This is a genomic window from Allobosea sp. P4_C6 (assembly GCF_056402015.1).
Window position 1 is genome coordinate 35,623 of record NZ_JBFUIF010000024.1, and the last position, 17,535, is coordinate 53,157.

A 17,535-nucleotide genomic window follows, 5' to 3' on the forward strand; every position below is an offset into this window, starting at 1 on the left:
ATGCGAAGCGGGCACCGCTTCGCTCGAAAACGCCTTGGGATCAGTCATCGGCGCGGGGCGGCGGGGCCGAGACGCCCTCCTCCTCGATCGTGCCGAGCTGGCCGAGCAGTTCCTCGAAGTCCTTGGCCTCGCGGAAATTCTTGTAGACCGAGGCGAAGCGCACATAGGCGACGTCGTCGAGGCCTTTCAGCCCCTCCATTACCAGCTCGCCGATGGCCGAGCTCTGGATCTCGGCCTCACCGGAGCTTTCGAGCTGGCGCACGATGCCGTTGACCATGCGCTCGATGCGTTCCGGCGCGACCGGGCGCTTGCGCAGCGCGTGCGCAATCGAGGTCTCCAGCTTGTCGCGGTCGAAGGGCGCGCGCCGGCCCGAGCGCTTCACGACAGTGAGCTCGCGCAGCTGCACGCGCTCGAAGGTGGTGAAGCGGCCGCCGCAATCGGGGCAGACCCGGCGGCGGCGGATCGAGGCGTGGTCGTCGGTGGGACGGGAGTCCTTCACCTGCGTGTCGAGGGAGCCGCAATAGGGACAGCGCATCCAGCCGCTAACCTTTCTCAGAGCCCCTTCGAAACGACGTCAATAGATCGGGAAGCGCGCGGTCAGCGCCTTGACCTTGGCGGTGACGGCCTGCTCGACGGCGGCATTGCCCTCCTCGCCGTTCTGGCTGAGCCCGTCCAGCACCTCGGCGATCAGCTCGCCAACCTGCTTGAACTCGGCGATGCCGAAACCGCGCGAGGTCGCAGCCGGGGTGCCAAGCCGAATGCCCGAGGTCGTCATCGGCTTCTCCGGATCGAAGGGGATGCCGTTCTTGTTGCAGGTGATATGCGCGCGGCCGAGCGCCGCTTCCGCCGCCTTGCCGGTCAGCTTCTTGGAGCGCAGGTCGACCAGCATCAGGTGGTTGTCGGTGCCGCCGGTGACGAGGTCGAATCCCTTCGACTTCAGCGTCTCGGCCAGGGCCTTGGCGTTGGCGACGACGGCATGGGCGTAGGTCTTGAACTCGGGCTGCAGCGCCTCGAGGAACGAGACCGCCTTGGCGGCGATGACATGCATCAGCGGGCCGCCCTGGATGCCGGGGAAGATCGCCGAGTTGATCTTCTTGGCCAGCGCCTCGTCATTGGTCAGGATCATGCCGCCGCGCGGGCCGCGCAGGGTCTTGTGCGTCGTGGTGGTGACGACATGGGCGTGCGGGAACGGCGAGGGATGCGCGCCGCCCGCGACGAGCCCGGCGAAATGCGCGATATCGACCATGAAGTAGGCGCCGACCTTGTCGGCGATCTCGCGGAAGCGGGCGAAGTCCCAGTGCCGGGCATAGGYGGAGCCGCCAGCGACGATCACCTTCGGCTTATGCTCGACCGCGAGCCGCTCCATCGCGTCATAGTCGATGATCTGGTCGACGACGCAGACGCCGTAGGAGACGACGTTGAACCACTTGCCGGACTGGTTGACCGGTGCGCCATGGGTCAGGTGCCCGCCGGCGGCGAGATCGAGGCCCATGAAGGTGTCGCCCGGCTGCATCAGCGCCATGAAGACGCCCTGGTTGGCCTGGGAGCCCGAATTCGGCTGGACGTTGGCGAAGCTGCAGCCGAACAGCCGGCAGGCGCGCTCGATGGCGAGCTTCTCGGCGATGTCGACGAACTGRCAGCCGCCATAATAGCGCCGGCCCGGATAGCCCTCGGCGTATTTATTGGTCATCACCGAGCCCTGCGCCTCGAGCACGGCGCGGGAGACGATGTTCTCCGAGGCGATCAGCTCGATCTCGTCGCGCTGACGACCGAGCTCCAGCTCGATGGAACGAGCGATCTCGGGATCGGCATCGGCCAGCGAGGCCCCGAAAAACGAGTTCGAGAGGTGCTTGTCCAGCGCGGCTTCGGTCATGTCCGGCTCCTGAAGTTCAACGGCCGGTGGGCGCCCGGCTCCGTCGCGGGCTCCCTATCATGTGCCGTGAGGCTGTCCAAGCGATAGATGGACACGACCAGGCAACGCCACCGTCGCCATCATCGACCTACCGGCTTTCGCCGCTTCGGCAGCAGTTTCTTCTCCGTATCCGGTCGGGACGGGTGATAGACGAGCGGTCTGCGCGAGGCCGTCTTCAACAGCGCCCGGAAAGTCGGGCATTCCAGGTGAGTCGGCGCGCGGCAGTCGGCAACATGGCGCAGAGCGTCGCGCAACGTCCTAAGGCCGACCATCTGCCGTTGCAATTCGTCGGCCCGGGCCCGCAGCTGCTCGCGCGGGATGTTCGGCTGCCCGTCCGCCCCGAACATCGCGGCGATCTCCTCGAGCGAGAAGGCCGCGGTCTTGCCGAGGCCGATCAACGACTGCCTGAGCAGCACATCGGGATCGTACTGCCGCCGCAACCCGCGCCGCCCCTCCGAGCGGATCAGGCCGATCTCCTCGTAATAGCGCAAGGCCGAGGCCGGCACGCCGGAGCGTTCCGCGACCTCACCGATATCCAGCAACAGCATGCTTGACCTCAAGTCGACTTGAATTCGTAGGCTCTGCCGGACAGTTGATTTCGGCAAGAGGAAAAATCATGGAAAGCGTTGTCACAGCGAAAGAAAATCCGATCTGGCAAGACCCGCGCGCCATCGCCTTGCTGATGGCGGCCTCGCTCACCACCACGGCCAATGCGACGATCAGCCCGGCGCTGCCTGGACTGGAGCGCCTGTTCGCCGGCGACCCGAACGCGGCGATGCTGACGCGTCTGCTGGTGCCGGCGCCCTCGCTCAGCGTCGCGCTCTGCGCGCCCTTCGCCGGGATCGTGGCGGACCGATTCGGACGGCGCGCGATGCTTCTGGCCGGCGTCATCCTGTTCGTCATCGCCGGATGCGCCGGCCTCGTCCTGCCGGACCTGCCGTCGATCTTCGCAAGCCGCCTCGTCCTCGGCGTCACGGTCGCCTTCATCATGACCGCACAGACCGCGCTCATCGGCGACTATTTCAGCGGGGATGATCGCAACGCGCTGACGGGTTTGCAGATCTCCGCCCGGAACTTCGGCGGGCTCATCTTCATCTCGCTGGCGGGCTGGGTGGCGTCGATATCCCCTCGCCTGCCCTTCGCCATCTACGGACTCGCCGCGATCTTCCTGCCTTTGATGTGGCTGGTCATCACCGATCCGCCCCGCAGCGCGCCGGTGATTGGCGGCAGACCGATGAATGGCCACGATGGACATCCGTCCTGGCGCGCCCTGCTGGTGCTGCTCCAGGCTGCGACGAACATGATCTTCTTCCTGATGCCCACCCAGATCTCGTTCTTCCTGGAGATGCAGGGTTATGAGAGTGCGGTCATGACCGGCATGGTTCTGGGCATGCTCATGATCTCCGGCGGCTGCTTCGCGCTGCTCTATCGGCGAATCCAGCGGGCGATCGATTATCCCGGCATCTTCACGCTGGGTTATGCCGCGATGGCGATCGGCTTCGCGCTGTTGCCCTTCGCAGCGGCGGCTCCGGCGTTGTTTACGGCGGCATTGCTGATCGGCGCCGGCTACGCGCTGGTGTCGCCGAGCTTTATCGCCATCGCGCTGAACCTCGCACCGCCCTCCTCGCGAGGGCTGGCCGGCGGCATCCTGACCGCCTCGATCTTCATCGGCCAGTTCTGCTCTCCGCTGATCAGCACGCCGCTGATCGCCGCACATGGCTATCGGGGGTTGTTCTGGAACACCGCTCTGCTTCTGGCTGCGATGGCGATCGCGGCGGGGCTGGCAGCGGGCGTGAAATCAATGGGCAAGAAGGGCTAGCGCCCTAGTGATTGGTGAGATCACCATAGAAATCCAAGCTGCGATCTCGTTTCCTGCCGCGATATTCTCGACGTCAGGATCGGATATCCCGCGCCAACAAAAAACCCGCCGGAGACCGGCGGGTTTTTCCAGAAGCAGCGAAAGCCGAAGCCTCAGATATCCTGATCGCCCTGCAGGGCTGCGACCGGCGCGGGGCCGAGGCCGTCCTTGTTGTAGATGTCGTCGCGGAACTGCACGCCGCCATCGGCGGTCGCCCAGGCGGTGACATAGACCCAGTAGCAGGACACGGGGTCGGAAATACGCGCATTGACGCGCTGGCCGGACTGGATGGTCTCGTCGATCCTGGCGCGATCCCAGCCGGCCGTGTTCTTCAGCAGCCAGGCGACGTAGTCACGCACGTTCTGCACGCGCATGCAGCCCGAGGAGACGAAGCGGTAATCGTCGCCGAAGATGCCCTTCGACGGCGTGTCATGCATGTAGACGCCGTGCGGGCTCGGGATGTTGATGCGTACGAAGCCGAGCGAGTTGAAGTCGCCGCCCGGGTCCTGCCGGAAGGTGTAGCGCGTCGCTTCGTCCGAATTCCAGTTCACGCTGGCGGGCGAAATCTCGCCGCCATTGGGCGAGATGATGCGGATCTTGTTCTCGGTGAGGTAGCTCGGCTCCTTGCGCATCTTCGGGATCAGATCCTTGCGGATGATCGAGGCGGGAACCGTCCAGGTCGGGTTGAAATTGATTTCCGGAATCTTGGTCTGCAGCAGCGGCGACTGGCGGTCGATCTTGCCGACGCCGGCGGCGTGGCGTGTCGCGACATGGCCGTTCTCGACCGTCTCCACCATCGCGGCGGGGATGTTGGCGACGACATAGCGGCCGCCGAGATTGCCGGACCAGCTGCGCAGCCGGACGACATTGGTCTCGAGCTGGCGGATGCGGCGGTCGATCGGCACGTTGAGCGCAACCACCGTCGCGCGGTTGATCGTACCGGTGGTCGAAAGCCCGACGCGGGACTGGAAGCGGCGGACACCGGCCTCGACGTAGGAATCATAGATCGGGCTGTCGCCGGCAGCGGCATCGAGGTCGCCGGTGACGATCAGGCGGCGGCGCAGGGCGACCACGCCCGGCCCCTTGGCACCGACGCTCATGCGATCGGGAAGCTGAACCTGCGGCCAGCCGCCGCGCGCGGCGAGATCGCGGTAGGCCGTGATCGCCTCCTCGGTCGCCTGCAGCGACTCGGACGACAGCATCGGCGTCGAGGAGCGCAACACGGCATTGCGCATGCCCGCGTCGTAGCTCTGGCGCCACTCGGCCTGCTGGGCGAGCGCCGGGGCTGCAGCGGCCGTTGCGGCGCCCGAGAGAAGGGCCAGCACGGTTTCGCGGCGGGTCAGGCTCAGTTGCGACATCTCTTCCCTCTTCAAGACTAGGCGCCTCTTCAAGACTACACGCATGCAGGCAGGCCGCATAAAAACGTCGCCAAAAAGGCGACGTTCGCGGCGGACTGCCGCAACAACCTCATGACCGACGACGGTGTCCTAGCACGGTTAACGAGGCGTGATGACAGAGGCGAATTTAGGGCATGGCATGGTTTTGCCCGATGCATGGCAACAAAACCACAGTTGGGGCGAACGCCTCGCCGGAATCGTGCCGGCGCGGCCGAGGCTGTGCCCCGACCGCGCAACAGGCAGGTGATCTTCAGAACCGCGGAAAGCCGCGGTTTTCTCAGAGCTTGTAGCGGATCTGGTCGGTCCAGAAGCGCTCGAGGCGCAGCAGGGCGTTGTTCATCCGCTCGAAATCATCGGCCGCGATGCCGCCGATCTGCTCGACCGTGCGGACGTGCTTGTCGTAGACGCCCTTCACGATATCGTGCACTTCCGTGCCCTTGTCTGTGAGGCTGATGCGGACCGAGCGGCGGTCGATGCGCGAGCGGGCATGGTGGAGATAGCCCAGCTCGACCAGCTTCTTGACGTTGTAGGAGACGTTCGAGCCGAGATAGTAGCCGCGCGTCCTGAGTTCGCTGGCGGAGAGCTCGGCGTCGCCGATGTTGTAGAGCAGCAGAGCCTGCACGCTGTTGACGTCGTCACGACCGCGGCGCTCGAACTCATCCTTGATGACATCGAGAAGGCGGCGATGCAGCCGCTCCACCAGCGTGAGAGACTCAAGATAAAGAGGCTTCACGTTGAGTTCGGCGTCGCTAGTCTTGGCAACGTCTGAAGTCTTGACGCTCGCTTTCATGGTATATCCCGCCTGTTGTGTGTCGGCCAGGATTTGTCTCCTGGTCCGCTTCTGAAAAAGACCATAAGCTGGCGCGGATGAAAACGAGTTTAAATATCAGGATGAATCAGGGATTTACCGCTTTGGGTGAATCGTAGGTGAAGCCAGAAACGCTTAAGCTAAAGCGATTCTTACCATGACTCGGCGCAATCGAGGGGCCTCCGAACGTCATTGCGAGGCATCGCGCAGCGATGTGCCCGGAATGACGGAGCGGTTCACGCGCTCATGCCGACTTACTCGGCCTCGTTCTCCGCCGCCCAGGTCGCCAGGAAGTAGACCGCCATCAGCCCGATATAGAGGGCGATCAGCCAGACGGTCATCGGCACGAAGCGTGGGAAGAAGAAGCTCAGCAGCATCTGGCTGATCGCGGCCAGCAACCAGAGCACGCCGCCCCAGGTCGAGGTCAGCCAGAGCCCGACGGCCGCGACGAGATCGATCACCGCGAAATACACGATGATGGCCTGATAGCTCAGCAGGCGGCTTTCGAAGGGTGGCTGCGGATTGCCCGGCAGGCCGAAGATCACCGCCCAGGCGGTCAGGCCTTTCGCCAGCCAGAACGCCGAAAGCAGGCGCAGGAACCAGACGAGCAGGAGCCGCCAGCGGCCCTGCCGCTTTGCGCCATCCTCGCCAGCCCGCGCCCCGCGCAGGGCCTCGCCATCACCGCCTAGCCCCAAGCTCAGCCCTCCAGCTTGAGTTCGTCGGCGCCGAGCGGCGCGAAATAGGCGTCGATATCCGCCTGCCTGACCGCGTCGAGCGTCGCCGGCTGCCAGCGCGGCGCCTGGTCCTTGTCGATCACCACGGCGCGCACGCCCTCGTAGAAATCATGGCCGCGCGCGATCCGCGAGACGATTCGAAACTCCGTGCGCATCGCCTCGGCGAAATCGAGCCCAGCGCCGCGCCGCATCTGCTCGAAGGCGATGGCGACGCTCGTCGGAGACTTCGCGGCGATCGTCTGCGACAGCTTGCCGGCGAAGGCGCTGCCATCCGTGGCCGACTTGCCGAGGCGCTCCATCACCGCCGGCAAGGCCTTGGCCCCGAAGGCATCGGCGATCACGGCCCGCTCCGCTTGCAGGGGGCCCGGTCCGCGCTGCATGGCGAAGGCCGCGAGAATCTCGTCGAGCGCGCCACGGCCCGTCAGCGCATCGGCCAGTTCCGCCATCCGCTCGCTCGGCACCCCATGGGTCGCGAGCCCGACCGAGAGCGCGTCGGCTGCGCCGATCCGCTCACCCGTCAGCGCGAGGAAACTGCCGAAGCCGTCAGCCAGGCGCGGCAGCGCATAGCTGGCGCCGACATCGGGGAAGAAGCCGATGCCGACCTCCGGCATCGCGAAGAGGTAGCGGTCACCGGCGATACGGTGGCTGCCATGCAGGGAAATGCCGACGCCGCCACCCATGACGATGCCGTCGATCAACGCGACATAGGACTTCGGGTAAGTCTTGATGCGGTGGTTGAGGATGTATTCCTCGCCCCAGAAGGCGAGCATCTCGTCGTAGCGGCCGGCCTTGCCGCAATCATGCAGCCAGCGGATGTCGCCCCCGGCGGAGAAGGCCTTCTCGCTGGTGCTGATGACGACGACGCGAGTGACCTTCGGATCATCTTCCCAGGCATCGAGCGCGCGGGCGAGCTCGCGGACCATGCCAAGGCTCAGCGCGTTCAGCGCCTTCGGCCGGTTGAGCACCACCACGCCGGCGGCGCCGCGGATCTCGCAAATGATCTCCTGGTCCTGCGTCATGGCCCGATCCCGCTTCCGATGGCTGCGGTTCTGGAAGGCGGGGGCAGGCTTGTCAACGCGACGGAACGGCAGCCCGCCTTGGCCTCGCTGCACCGGCAGATGCCGCAAGAGTTGCGTCGCGCTGGACCCAGCCTTGCGACCATGCGCCCTGTTTTGGAATTATTCCGATGTGGTATGGAGGACATCGCCGACTTCGCCCGCATGACGAAAGCCGGGTCACCTACCTTTCATCGCTCGAGGCAGATTTCATGGAATCCCGGGTCGTGCGGCCTTTCCCCCTTCCCCGTTCCCGCCAGGACGAGGCGTCCGCGGCGCCGTCGCTCGGGCTCACCCGCCGCATGCGCCGCAACCGCAAGGCGGAATGGTCGCGCCGGCTGGTGCGGGAGTCGGTGCTGACGACGGACGACCTGATCTGGCCGATCTTCCTGATGGATTCCTCCGACGCCCGCACGCCGGTGGAATGGATGCCCGGCGTCGACCGGCTCAACATCCAGGAGGCCGTGCGGCAGGCCGCCGAGGCCGCCGCGCTCGGCATCCCGGCCATCGCGCCCTTCCCCTTCGTCGACAAGGCGCTGCGCGACCCGACGGGCTCGGAAGCGCTCAACATCAACAACCTGATGTGCCGCGCGGTGCGCGCCATCAAGGCCGAGGTGCCGCAGATCGGCATCATCTGCGACGCCGCGCTCGACCCCTACACCTCGCACGGCCATGACGGCGTCATGGATGGCGAGCGTGTCCTCAACGACGCCAGCGTCCATATTCTCGTCCAGCAGTCACAGGCGCTCGCCGATGCCGGCGCCGACGTCATCGCGCCCTCCGACATGATGGACGGGCGTGTCGCGGCGATCCGCGCCGCGCTCGATGGCGACGGCCATGAGGACGTGCAGATCATGGCCTATGCGGCGAAATATGCCTCGGCCTTCTACGGCCCGTTCCGCGATGCGATCGGCACCAATGCCACGCTCATCGGCGACAAGCGCACCTACCAGATGGACCCGGCCAATTCCGACGAGGCGATCGCCGAGGTCATGCTCGACCTCGAAGAAGGCGCCGACATGGTGATGATCAAGCCAGGCCTGCCCTACCTCGACGTGGTGGCGCGGGTGAAGGACCACTTCCGGGTGCCGACCTTCGCCTATCAGGTCTCCGGCGAGTACGCGATGATCATGGCGGCCGCGAATAATGGCTGGCTCGACGGCGAAAAGGCGATGCTGGAGAGCCTGATGGCCTTCAAGCGTGCCGGTGCCGACGGTGTGCTGACCTATTTCGCGCCGCGCGTGGCGAAGAAGCTGAAAGCGGCGGTCTGAGCGGGACACGTCTCGTTTTCCTGCACGTCTCGTTCCGGCTATGCCTCGTCAAGGCACGTGGCACCGCCATAATCGTCGAGGCTTTTTCGAGTCGCTCCGGCGATGTTCGGCATCACGATAAGCGCGACGTCCGACGCGCTGCCATTTTGGGAGCTGGTCGACGAGGCCTCCCGGCTTGAGCCGACTTCCTCGATCCGGGCGCTGGCATACCCACCGCATATCACGCTCGCCCGATATCAGCAGATTTCGCCGGACCTGCTTTTCGCGGCCGCCACAGCTATCGAGGGTCAGCGGCTCGCCCTGACATTCGATCGCATTGGCATTTTCGATACCGATCCAATTGTTCTCTGGCTGTCGCCGCGACCGGATCGGCATCTACTCGACATGCATGACAGGCTGCACAAAGCAGCCGGTTCGACATTGTGCGATCCATATTATCGACCAAAGCAATGGACGCCCCATCTCACGCTTGCGATGTCGATCCCCTCGGAGCGCCGCGCTCTGGCGCTTGAATTCGCCGAACGAGCGTTCGAGCCGTTCAGCATGACATTCGAGACGGTCGAGTGCGTTTCCTGGCCACCCGTGCGCGTGTTGCGGAGATTGCCGCTCCGACGCTGACAGGCGGAGCCCGACGCTCTTCGGCATCGTCCGTCCTATGCACAGCACCGGCAGCCTGAGCCTCGTGTTCCAATGCGCACGGGCAAGCGCTACCGTCTCGGCACATGCGCCCGCTCCTCCTGCCGATTCTGGCTGTTGTCCTGCTCGCCCTCGCGGGGTGCGGCGAGGATTTCGACACCGACCAGATGCGGCTCTGCCGGCAGGCGATCCCGCCGCTCAATCCGCCGAATGCCCGCATCGAGATCGAACGTGCGACCAAGGGGCCGGTCAGCCGCGCGCTGAGGCTGCTCTACCGGGTCCAGCTCGGCGACGGCATATCGCGCCATCGCAGCATCGATTGCCTTTTCGCCGGGGAAGGCAGCGGGCCCGGCCGCGGCGCCATGATCGGCATCGCCTCCGACGGACGCCCGATGGCCGATGCCAGCTTCTATCTGCTGCGGCGCTTCTATCTCGAGGATCGGGCCGAACCGCCTCCGGACCCAGCCGCGCCCTCGGCCGAAGACTTGCCGGCGATTCCGGGCGGTCTCGCCTACGGCCTGCAGCAAGGCTTGAGCGCCCTGCCCTCGGCGGCGATCTACAGCCTGCTCGCCGCGGCCTATGCTCTCGTCTATGGGCTGACCGGGCGGATCATCCTCAGCTTCGGCGAATTCGCGGCACTGGGCGCGCTGTCCTCCGTCGTCGGCGTGGCGCTCCTGCTTTCGCTCGCGATCTCGACACCGCTCTCGGGACTCGCCGTCGCCTTCACCGTTGCGATCGTCGTCTGCGCCCTGCACGGCTTCGCCATGGGCCGCTTCGTGCTGCGCCATCTCGAACGCGCCAGCGGCCAGCAGATGCTGATCGCCACGATCGGGCTCGCCATCGCGATGTCGGAGTATCTCAGGCTGGTGCAGGGGCCGGAAATGCGCTGGCTGCCGCCCGTCTTCAACACGCCGATTCCCCTGGCGCATGCCGGCGATTTCATCCTCACCTTGAACCCGCTGTCGCTGGCGCTCGCCGTCATCGGGCTCGGCACGGCGGTTGGCCTCGTCGCGCTGATCCGGCGCACGGCCTATGGCCGGGCCTGGCGGGCTGTGTCGGACGATGCGCACACTGCGGCGCTGTTTGGCGTCGATGCCCGCGCGGTTCACGACGTCGCCATCATCATCGCCTGCGCGGTCTGCGGCATGGCCGGGGTTATCGTCACCGTGATCTATGGCGGCATGGGCTTTGCGGGCGGCTTCTCGCTCGGACTCAAGGCCCTCGTCGCCGCGATTCTCGGCGGGATCGGCTCGGTCAGCGGCGCAGCGCTGGGCGGCCTCTTCATCGCCGTCTTCGAAACCGCCTGGTCGTCGACCTTGCCGATCGAACAGCGCGACCTCGCCGTCTATTCGCTGCTCGCCATCGTCCTGATCTTGCGCCCAGGCGGGTTTTTCGGCGATGGCGATCTGACACCGCGGCAGGTCTAGCGACACCGCATCCGGATGGAGCGTATCATGAGCGAAGCTTTCGCGATCACCCCCGAGGATATCGACGCGGCCGCGAACCGCATCGCCGGGCATGTGCTGCGCACGCCGCTGGTGCCGGCACCGCGCCTTTCGGAGCTGACGGGCGCGACCGTGCTGGTGAAGCATGAGAACATGCAGGCGACCGCCTCCTTCAAGGAACGCGGCGCGGTCAACAAGCTGCTGACGCTGAGCGAGAGCGAGCGGGCGCGCGGCGTCATCGCCATGTCGGCCGGCAACCATGCACAAGCCGTGGCCTATCACGCCAAGCGCTTCGGCATCCCGGCGACGATCGTGATGCCCGAGACGACACCGCTGGTGAAGGTCGAGAATACCCGCGCCCATGGCGCCCGCGTCGTGCTCCACGGCGAGACGCTCTACGAATCCGGCCACAAGGCACGCGAGCTCGCCGGCGCGGAGCAACTCGTCTTCGTCCACCCCTATGACGATCCGGCGGTCATGGCCGGACAAGGCACGGTGGCGCAGGAGATGCTGGCCGACGCGCACGATCTCGAAGTGCTGATCATCCCGCTCGGCGGCGGCGGGCTGATGGCCGGCAATGCCATCGCGGCAAAGGCGATCAAGCCCGGCATCGAGCTGATCGGCGTCGAGGCCGATCTCTATCCCTCCTTCTTCAACGCCGTGCATGCGCAGGACCGCCCGATCGGCGGCCCGACGCTGGCCGAGGGCATCGCGGTCAAGACCGTCGGCCAGCTCACCCTGCCGGTGATATCGAGCCTCGTCAGCGATATCGTCCTCGTCGGGGAGGATCTGATCGAGCGCGCGGTCAACGCCTATGCGAGCCTTCAACACAGCCTGGCGGAAGGCGCCGGCGCGGCCGGGCTCGCCGCGATGCTGAAGGAGCCGCAGCGCTATGCCGGGCGCAAGGTCGGGCTCGTGCTCTGCGGCGGCAACATCGACACCCGCCTGCTTGCCGCGATCATGGTGCGCGAGTTGGAGCGCGAGGACCGCATCGTCGCCTTCCGCCTGACCAGCAACGACCGGCCGGGCCTGCTCGGCAAGATCGCGAGCCTGCTGGGCAGCGAAGGTGCCAACATCCTCGAGGTCAGCCATGGCCGACTCTTCCTCGACGTTCCCGCCAAGGGCGTCTCGCTCGACGTCACCGTCGAGACGCGCGGCGAGGCGCATTCGCGCGCGATCGAGGACGTTCTTGCAAAAAACGGCTTCGCGCCACGGCGCATCCTGCCGCGCGGCCTTGCGGAACCGGCACGCTGAACAAACATTATTCGCCGGGCGACGCATTTCGCGCGCCGATGGAGGATCGAAGTCTCGATGAGCGACACCCGCTACGGCCAGCCGCCGGTCACGGCACTCGAACAACGCCCCTACCAGAACGTCAGCGGCGTTCTCGGCTCACGGCTGTTCGCCTGGTTCATCGACATCGTCGTGCTGTTCTTCCTCGGCTGGCTGGTCTTCCTTCTGCTGGTCCTCCTTGGCGTGGTCACCTTCGGCGCGACCTGGCTCCTCATCCCGATCGCGACGGTCGCGACCGCGCTCGGCTATGCCGCGCTGACGATCGGCGGGCGGCGCCAGTCGACCTGGGGTATGCGCGTCGCGGGCTTGAGGGTCGAGACTGCCGATGGCGGCCGGCCGGATGGCCTTGCGGCAGCCGTGCATGCGCTGCTGTTCTACGTCGCGGCCGGCACCTTCGTGCTCTGGCTTCTCGACGTCGCCTGCGGCTTCGCCCGCGCCGACCGGCGCATGGGCCACGATCTGCTGACTGGGTTCGTCGTCGTCAGGGCGTGACGAACCCTAGAAGCGAAAGCGCAGCAGACGGCCGGCCCGCGCCAGCGCGGGAATCCATCCGAACAACTGGACGGTGACCCGCGCCGGCAGCGACATGCGCGCCACCTGGCGCGGGTCATGTCCGTCCGGACCGTAGCCCGTCAGTTCCTCGATGAGTTCGAGCTTGGGCAACTGCCGAACCAGCTCCTGCGGGTCGTCGAGTGCCCAGTGCAGTGTCGCGCCGGTCGAGCGCACGGAGGGCTGCCACGCGATCATGGAGAGCCCGAGGCGGCTATAGGCGTCGAAAGCCAACTCGCCGCCCGGAAAATGGCCTATCACGCGCTCCAGCAGATCCAGCACGTCCTGCGCCTGCAGATAGGGCAGCAGCCCCTCGGCGATGACCAGGGCCGGCCGATCCCGGGGGACGGCCTCGATCCAGCTGGGCTCGGTCACCGAGGATCCCACCAATTCGTAGTTCTCGCAGGTCGGGTAAAGGCGCTGCCGCAAGGCGACGACATCGGGAAAATCGACGTCGAACCATCGGATGCCGGCGGGCGGCGCGATCCTGAAGATGCGGCTGTCGAGCCCGCAACCGAGATGCAGCACGGTCGCCTCGGGATGACGAGCGATGAAGTCCCGCGTCCAGCCATCGATCACATGGGCACGCAGCGCGACGCCGATCATCAGGTCGCGGTCGACCTTCAGGCGGGAGAAATCATAGTCGATCCGATCCATCGCCTGAGCGGCGAAGTGGTCCCCCAGCAGCGAATCAGGCAACCGGCTTTCGCCCGCCTTCGCACAGAGCGTGATCAGGAGCGTTTCCTTCGAGCCACTGAGCGCCACCTTCTCGCCGGGCATCTCGCACTCCTGGGTCGCCGGTTCGCCGCACAGTCGCCGCCGCGAAGATGTCGACTGCAAGATCACTCCAGAGCGTAGCATACCCCATCGTCATAGCTTGTTGCCGCCGCAGCCGATGTTACATTGAACGGCGCAGCTATTCCGGAGCCAGCCGACGTGACGCGCCCATTGCGGGATGCTCCGCAATTCTATCTGACCTCCCCGACCACGTGCCCTTATCTGCCCGGGCGCGAGGAGCGGAAGGTTTTCACGCATCTGGTCGGCTCGCGGGCGCGCGAGCTCAACGACGTGCTGTCCCAGGGCGGCTTCCGCCGTTCGCAGAGCATTGCCTATCGACCGGCCTGCGAGATCTGCCGGTCCTGCATCTCCGTCCGGATCTGCGTCGACGATTTCCGCTATTCGCGCGGCTTCCGCCGGGCGCTGGCGCATAACAGCGATCTGATCGGCGAGGCCCGGGCGCCGCAGCCGCGCTCCGAGCACTACTCGCTGTTCCGCTCCTATCTCGACGAGCGCCACCCGGATGGCGGAATGGCGACGATGTCGGCGCTCGACTTCGCGATGATGGTCGAGGACACTCATGTCGAGACCCAGCTGATCGAGTATCGCCGCCGCGGTCCTGATTCCGGTTTCACCGGGCGGGGCGAAGGTGACCTCTTCGCCATGGCATTGACCGATACGCTCGGCGACGGGCTCTCCATGGTCTATTCGGTCTACGATCCCGGGTTGGAGGCCCGCTCGCTCGGCACCTTCATGGTGCTCGACCATATCGCCCGCGCCCGGCGGCTCGGCCTGCCCTATGTCTATCTCGGCTACTGGGTCGAAGGCTCGCCCAAGATGGCCTACAAGGCTCGCTTCCTGCCGCAGGAGCGTTTGATGCCGCAGGGCTGGGAGCGCGTCGACCGCGCCGATTCAACCGATTGAAACGCATCAGCGACGCGCGGAAAACGCGCTTGCGACGCCCCCTCCCTCCCGGCACTGTGCCGCCAACGGCCAGCGCGGCAAACCCGCCGCGATAAGGCCCGCCGGAGGAAACATGAGCGAAGACCTGACGCAGCGGCTGGAGCGTTGCTACACCGGCATCATCCACGACACGATGCGGGCGATGGGGCTGAAGGATTTCGTGCTGCCGCCGGAATTGCGCCCGCTCCTGCCGGGCCAGAAGCTTGCCGGCCCCGCCTTCACGGTGGAGGGCAAGACCGGGGAATTCGACGCGCATGAGACGCTGCTGGGCTGGACCGGCCTGCTGTCGGCCGCCAAGGCCGGCCATGTCTGGGTCTGCCAGCCGAACACCAACGAGATCGCGCTGATGGGCGAACTTTCGGCGGAAACGCTGAAGAACAAGGGCGTGCGCGGCTGCGTCATCGACGGCCTGTCGCGCGATACCGAGTTCATGGTCGAGATGGGCTTCCAGGCCTATTTCAAGGCCTATACCCCGCGCGACATCGTCGGTGCCTGGCTGCCGAAGGCGGTCGAGGAGCCGATCAAGATCGGCGATGTCTGGATCCGCCCCGGCGACTACATCCTGGCCGACCGCGACGGTGTCGTCCGCATTCCCGCCGAGATCATCGAAGAGGTTCTGGAGAAGTCGGAGACCGCGATCTCGGCCGAGAACAAGGTCCGCACCGCGATCCTGGCCGGCACCGATCCGCAAAAGGCCTATCTGCAGTACGGCAAGTTCTGAAAGACAATCCAACCGCGCCGTCATCCCGGGCGACCGAAGGGAGGCCCGGGATCCATGCCGGAGCGCGGCTGGCAGAGGTTCAGGCTTGGATCCCGGATCAGCGCCGCCAAGGCGGCTTGTCCGGGATGACGACCAGAGGGAAAGGACGCCATGTCCCACGATCCGCGCCTCATCCTGCTCGATCCGCGCGACAATGTCCTCGTCGCGCGGGTGCGATTCAAGGCCGGCGAGACGGTCGAGACCGGCTCGGGCCCGGCAGCGCTCGACCGTGATATCGCGCTCGCTCACAAGATCGCCCGCCGCGCCATCGCGGCCGGCGAGAAGATCCTGAAATACGGCGCGCCGATCGGCGTGGCGACCGAGGCGATCGCCGCCGGCGCGCATGTCCATGTCCACAACATGCGAAGCGACTACACGCCGACCTATCATTTGGAAGACGAGCGCAAGGGAGCTTCGGCATGAGCGAGATGCGCGGCTATCTCCGGTCCGACGGGCGCAAGGGCATCCGCAATACCGTCGCGGTCGCCTATCTCGTCGAGTGCGCCCATCATGTCGCGCGCGAGATCGCACTGCCCTGGCGCGAGGAAGGCGTCCACGCCATCGGCTTCCCCGGGTGCTATCCGAACCCCTATGCGGAGCGGATGATGGAGCAACTCTGCACCCATCCGAATGTCGGCGCCGTGCTGCTGGTCTCGCTGGGGTGCGAGAGCTTCAACAAATACGCGCTGGAGCGGGCAGTGCGCGCCACCGGCCGGCCGGTCAAGACCATCATCATCCAGGGCACAGGCGGCACGCGCGCCTCGATCCGCGAAGGCCGCGCCTGGGTCGAGGAGCAGCGCATCGCGCTCGACACGCAGGAGACGGTGCCGATGGCGGTGTCGGAGCTCGTCGTGGGCACGGTCTGCGGCGGCTCGGACGGCACCTCCGGCATCACCGGCAACCCTGCTGCCGGGCGCGCCTTCGACCAGCTCATCTCGGAGGGCGCCGCCTGCATCTTCGAGGAAACCGGCGAGTTGATCGGCTGCGAGCACATCATGGCGGCGCGCGCGGTCACGCCCGAGCTCGGCATCGAGCTTGAGAAGTCGGTCGCCAAGGCGGCGCGCTACTATGCGACGCTGGGCTACGGCTCCTTCGCGGCCGGCAATGCCGAGGGCGGGCTCTCGACCATCGAAGAGAAATCGATGGGCGCCTACGCCAAATCGGGGGCATCGCCGATCTCCGGCCTGATCAAGCCCGGCGACGTGCCGCCGCATGGCGGGCTCTACCTGCTCGACGTCGTGCCGGATGGCGAGGTCCGCTTCGGCTTCCCCAACATCAACGACAATGCCGAGATCGCGGAGCTGATCGCCTGCGGGGCGCATTGCGTGCTGTTCGTCACCGGCCGTGGCTCGGTCGTGGGATCGGCGATCTCGCCGGTGGTGAAGATCTGCGCCAATCCCGAGACCTATCGCCGGATGTCGGAGGATATGGACATCGATGCCGGGCGCATCCTCGAAGGCCGTGCCGGCCTCGACGAAGTCGGCACCGAGATTCGCGACCTCGTCGTCTCGCTCGGCCAGGGCGGCAAGACCAAGTCCGAAGAACTCGGACATCAGGAATTCATCCTGACCTATAAGAGCTTCGAGCCGCTCGGTCCGGCCTGCCTGCCGGCCGCCTGAACAGAAGGCAGCGTCACGCTGCGCGCTTCCGCCGGCCCGACGGATCGGCTAAGCGCTTCTGCATGAAGGGGACGACAGGACGGACGAACTGGCACAGGAGTGCCATCGCGCTGCTGGCCGTCTATGTCCTCGTTCTGCAGACGACGCTCGCGGCGCTCGCCGCCGGGATATCGGCGCAGCCTTCGCCCACTCTGCTGCATCCGCTTTGCGCGCCCGGCCAAACCGCCCCGGCGGAGCCTGCTCCGGATAGCAGCGGCGGCAGGCTGCCCGATTGCTGCGCGAGTCTCTGTCTGTCGGCTGCGACTGCGCTGCCACCGCCCGCGGTGCCCTTCGCGATCCCCCGGCGAGAGCCAGCGCCGCATATCGTTTCCGTTCCGCGGGCAGCCGCCGACCCGGCTCCCGCAGCGCATGGCTATCCGCTCGGCGCCCGCGCTCCCCCTTCCCTGGCCTGAAGCCCT

General features: G+C 66.3%; 19 protein-coding genes. 11 read left to right on the forward strand and 8 right to left on the reverse strand.

What is annotated here, in order from left to right; genetic code table 11:
* Window positions 1-40 precede the first annotated feature (40 nt).
* The 3 genes from nrdR to AC1DVA_RS17595 all read right to left on the reverse strand — a co-directional run bounded on the left by nrdR (window position 41) and on the right by AC1DVA_RS17595 (window position 2,460).
* The gene (nrdR, locus tag AC1DVA_RS17585; protein WP_265052819.1) at window positions 41-535 is read right to left on the reverse strand and encodes a transcriptional regulator NrdR; all 495 of its coding nucleotides are present in this window, start codon (window positions 533-535) and stop codon (window positions 41-43) included.
* A 39-nt stretch (window positions 536-574) separates the two neighbouring features.
* Window positions 575-1,873: a serine hydroxymethyltransferase gene (gene glyA, locus AC1DVA_RS17590; protein WP_476806736.1), complete on the reverse strand. Its 1,299-nt coding sequence runs from the start codon at window positions 1,871-1,873 to the stop codon at window positions 575-577.
* 119 nt (window positions 1,874-1,992) lie between these two features.
* A complete protein-coding gene (locus AC1DVA_RS17595) occupies window positions 1,993-2,460 on the reverse strand; it encodes a helix-turn-helix domain-containing protein (RefSeq protein WP_476806767.1) in 468 nt (155 codons plus the stop codon).
* A 68-nt stretch (window positions 2,461-2,528) separates the two neighbouring features.
* Here AC1DVA_RS17595 and AC1DVA_RS17600 point away from each other — a divergent pair, with 68 nt between their 5' ends.
* A complete protein-coding gene (locus AC1DVA_RS17600; RefSeq protein WP_476806737.1) occupies window positions 2,529-3,731 on the forward strand; it encodes an MFS transporter in 1,203 nt (400 codons plus the stop codon).
* Window positions 3,732-3,883: 152 nt separating this feature from the next.
* Here AC1DVA_RS17600 and AC1DVA_RS17605 read toward each other — a convergent pair whose 3' ends face one another.
* The 4 genes from AC1DVA_RS17605 to AC1DVA_RS17620 all read right to left on the reverse strand — a co-directional run bounded on the left by AC1DVA_RS17605 (window position 3,884) and on the right by AC1DVA_RS17620 (window position 7,728).
* Window positions 3,884-5,128, reverse strand: coding sequence for a L,D-transpeptidase family protein (locus AC1DVA_RS17605; protein ID WP_265052815.1), 1,245 nt, complete (start codon window positions 5,126-5,128; stop codon window positions 3,884-3,886).
* Window positions 5,129-5,444: 316 nt separating this feature from the next.
* Window positions 5,445-5,957: a transcriptional regulator LdtR gene (gene ldtR / locus AC1DVA_RS17610; RefSeq protein ID WP_265052814.1), complete on the reverse strand. Its 513-nt coding sequence runs from the start codon at window positions 5,955-5,957 to the stop codon at window positions 5,445-5,447.
* Between the two features lie 272 nt (window positions 5,958-6,229).
* Entirely contained in the window at window positions 6,230-6,670 is a 441-nt protein-coding gene (locus AC1DVA_RS17615) for a DUF6163 family protein (protein ID WP_265052813.1), read from the reverse strand.
* 2 nt (window positions 6,671-6,672) lie between these two features.
* Complete coding sequence (locus AC1DVA_RS17620; protein ID WP_476806738.1) at window positions 6,673-7,728, reverse strand: enoyl-CoA hydratase/isomerase family protein; 1,056 nt, start codon at window positions 7,726-7,728, stop codon at window positions 6,673-6,675.
* Window positions 7,729-7,976: 248 nt separating this feature from the next.
* Here AC1DVA_RS17620 and hemB point away from each other — a divergent pair, with 248 nt between their 5' ends.
* The 5 genes from hemB (at window position 7,977) to AC1DVA_RS17645 (ending at window position 12,901) form a co-directional block, all read left to right on the forward strand.
* The gene (gene hemB, locus AC1DVA_RS17625; protein ID WP_476806739.1) at window positions 7,977-9,035 is read left to right on the forward strand and encodes a porphobilinogen synthase; all 1,059 of its coding nucleotides are present in this window, start codon (window positions 7,977-7,979) and stop codon (window positions 9,033-9,035) included.
* A 102-nt stretch (window positions 9,036-9,137) separates the two neighbouring features.
* Window positions 9,138-9,653, forward strand: coding sequence for a 2'-5' RNA ligase family protein (locus tag AC1DVA_RS17630; protein ID WP_476806740.1), 516 nt, complete (start codon window positions 9,138-9,140; stop codon window positions 9,651-9,653).
* A gap of 104 nt (window positions 9,654-9,757) precedes the next feature.
* Window positions 9,758-11,098 carry a branched-chain amino acid ABC transporter permease gene (locus AC1DVA_RS17635; protein WP_476806741.1) on the forward strand — a complete coding sequence of 447 codons (1,341 nt, stop codon included), beginning with the start codon at window positions 9,758-9,760 and terminating at the stop codon, window positions 11,096-11,098.
* Between the two features lie 27 nt (window positions 11,099-11,125).
* Complete coding sequence (locus AC1DVA_RS17640; protein WP_476806742.1) at window positions 11,126-12,370, forward strand: threonine ammonia-lyase; 1,245 nt, start codon at window positions 11,126-11,128, stop codon at window positions 12,368-12,370.
* Between the two features lie 57 nt (window positions 12,371-12,427).
* A complete protein-coding gene (locus AC1DVA_RS17645; protein WP_265052807.1) occupies window positions 12,428-12,901 on the forward strand; it encodes an RDD family protein in 474 nt (157 codons plus the stop codon).
* A gap of 6 nt (window positions 12,902-12,907) precedes the next feature.
* On the opposite strand, the gene AC1DVA_RS17650 is transcribed toward AC1DVA_RS17645, so the two are convergent.
* On the reverse strand, window positions 12,908-13,738 hold the full coding sequence (locus AC1DVA_RS17650) for a class I SAM-dependent methyltransferase (RefSeq protein WP_476806743.1): 831 nt from the start codon (window positions 13,736-13,738) through the stop codon (window positions 12,908-12,910).
* Window positions 13,739-13,894: 156 nt separating this feature from the next.
* On the opposite strand from AC1DVA_RS17650, the gene AC1DVA_RS17655 reads away from it, so the two are divergent.
* The 5 genes from AC1DVA_RS17655 (at window position 13,895) to AC1DVA_RS17675 (ending at window position 17,529) form a co-directional block, all read left to right on the forward strand.
* Window positions 13,895-14,659, forward strand: coding sequence for an arginyltransferase (locus AC1DVA_RS17655; protein ID WP_265052805.1), 765 nt, complete (start codon window positions 13,895-13,897; stop codon window positions 14,657-14,659).
* Between the two features lie 112 nt (window positions 14,660-14,771).
* Window positions 14,772-15,419 (forward strand): RraA family protein, encoded by a 648-nt coding sequence (locus AC1DVA_RS17660; RefSeq protein WP_476806744.1) that lies wholly within the window; start codon window positions 14,772-14,774, stop codon window positions 15,417-15,419.
* Window positions 15,420-15,569: 150 nt separating this feature from the next.
* Window positions 15,570-15,881, forward strand: a complete 312-nt coding sequence (locus tag AC1DVA_RS17665; RefSeq protein ID WP_265052803.1) for a UxaA family hydrolase — start codon at window positions 15,570-15,572, stop codon at window positions 15,879-15,881.
* Window positions 15,878-17,077 carry a UxaA family hydrolase gene (locus AC1DVA_RS17670; protein WP_476806745.1) on the forward strand — a complete coding sequence of 400 codons (1,200 nt, stop codon included), beginning with the start codon at window positions 15,878-15,880 and terminating at the stop codon, window positions 17,075-17,077. Before AC1DVA_RS17665 ends, AC1DVA_RS17670 begins: the two co-directional genes overlap by 4 nt.
* Window positions 17,078-17,139: 62 nt before the next feature.
* Window positions 17,140-17,529 (forward strand): hypothetical protein, encoded by a 390-nt coding sequence (locus AC1DVA_RS17675; RefSeq protein ID WP_476806746.1) that lies wholly within the window; start codon window positions 17,140-17,142, stop codon window positions 17,527-17,529.
* Window positions 17,530-17,535 lie beyond the last annotated feature (6 nt).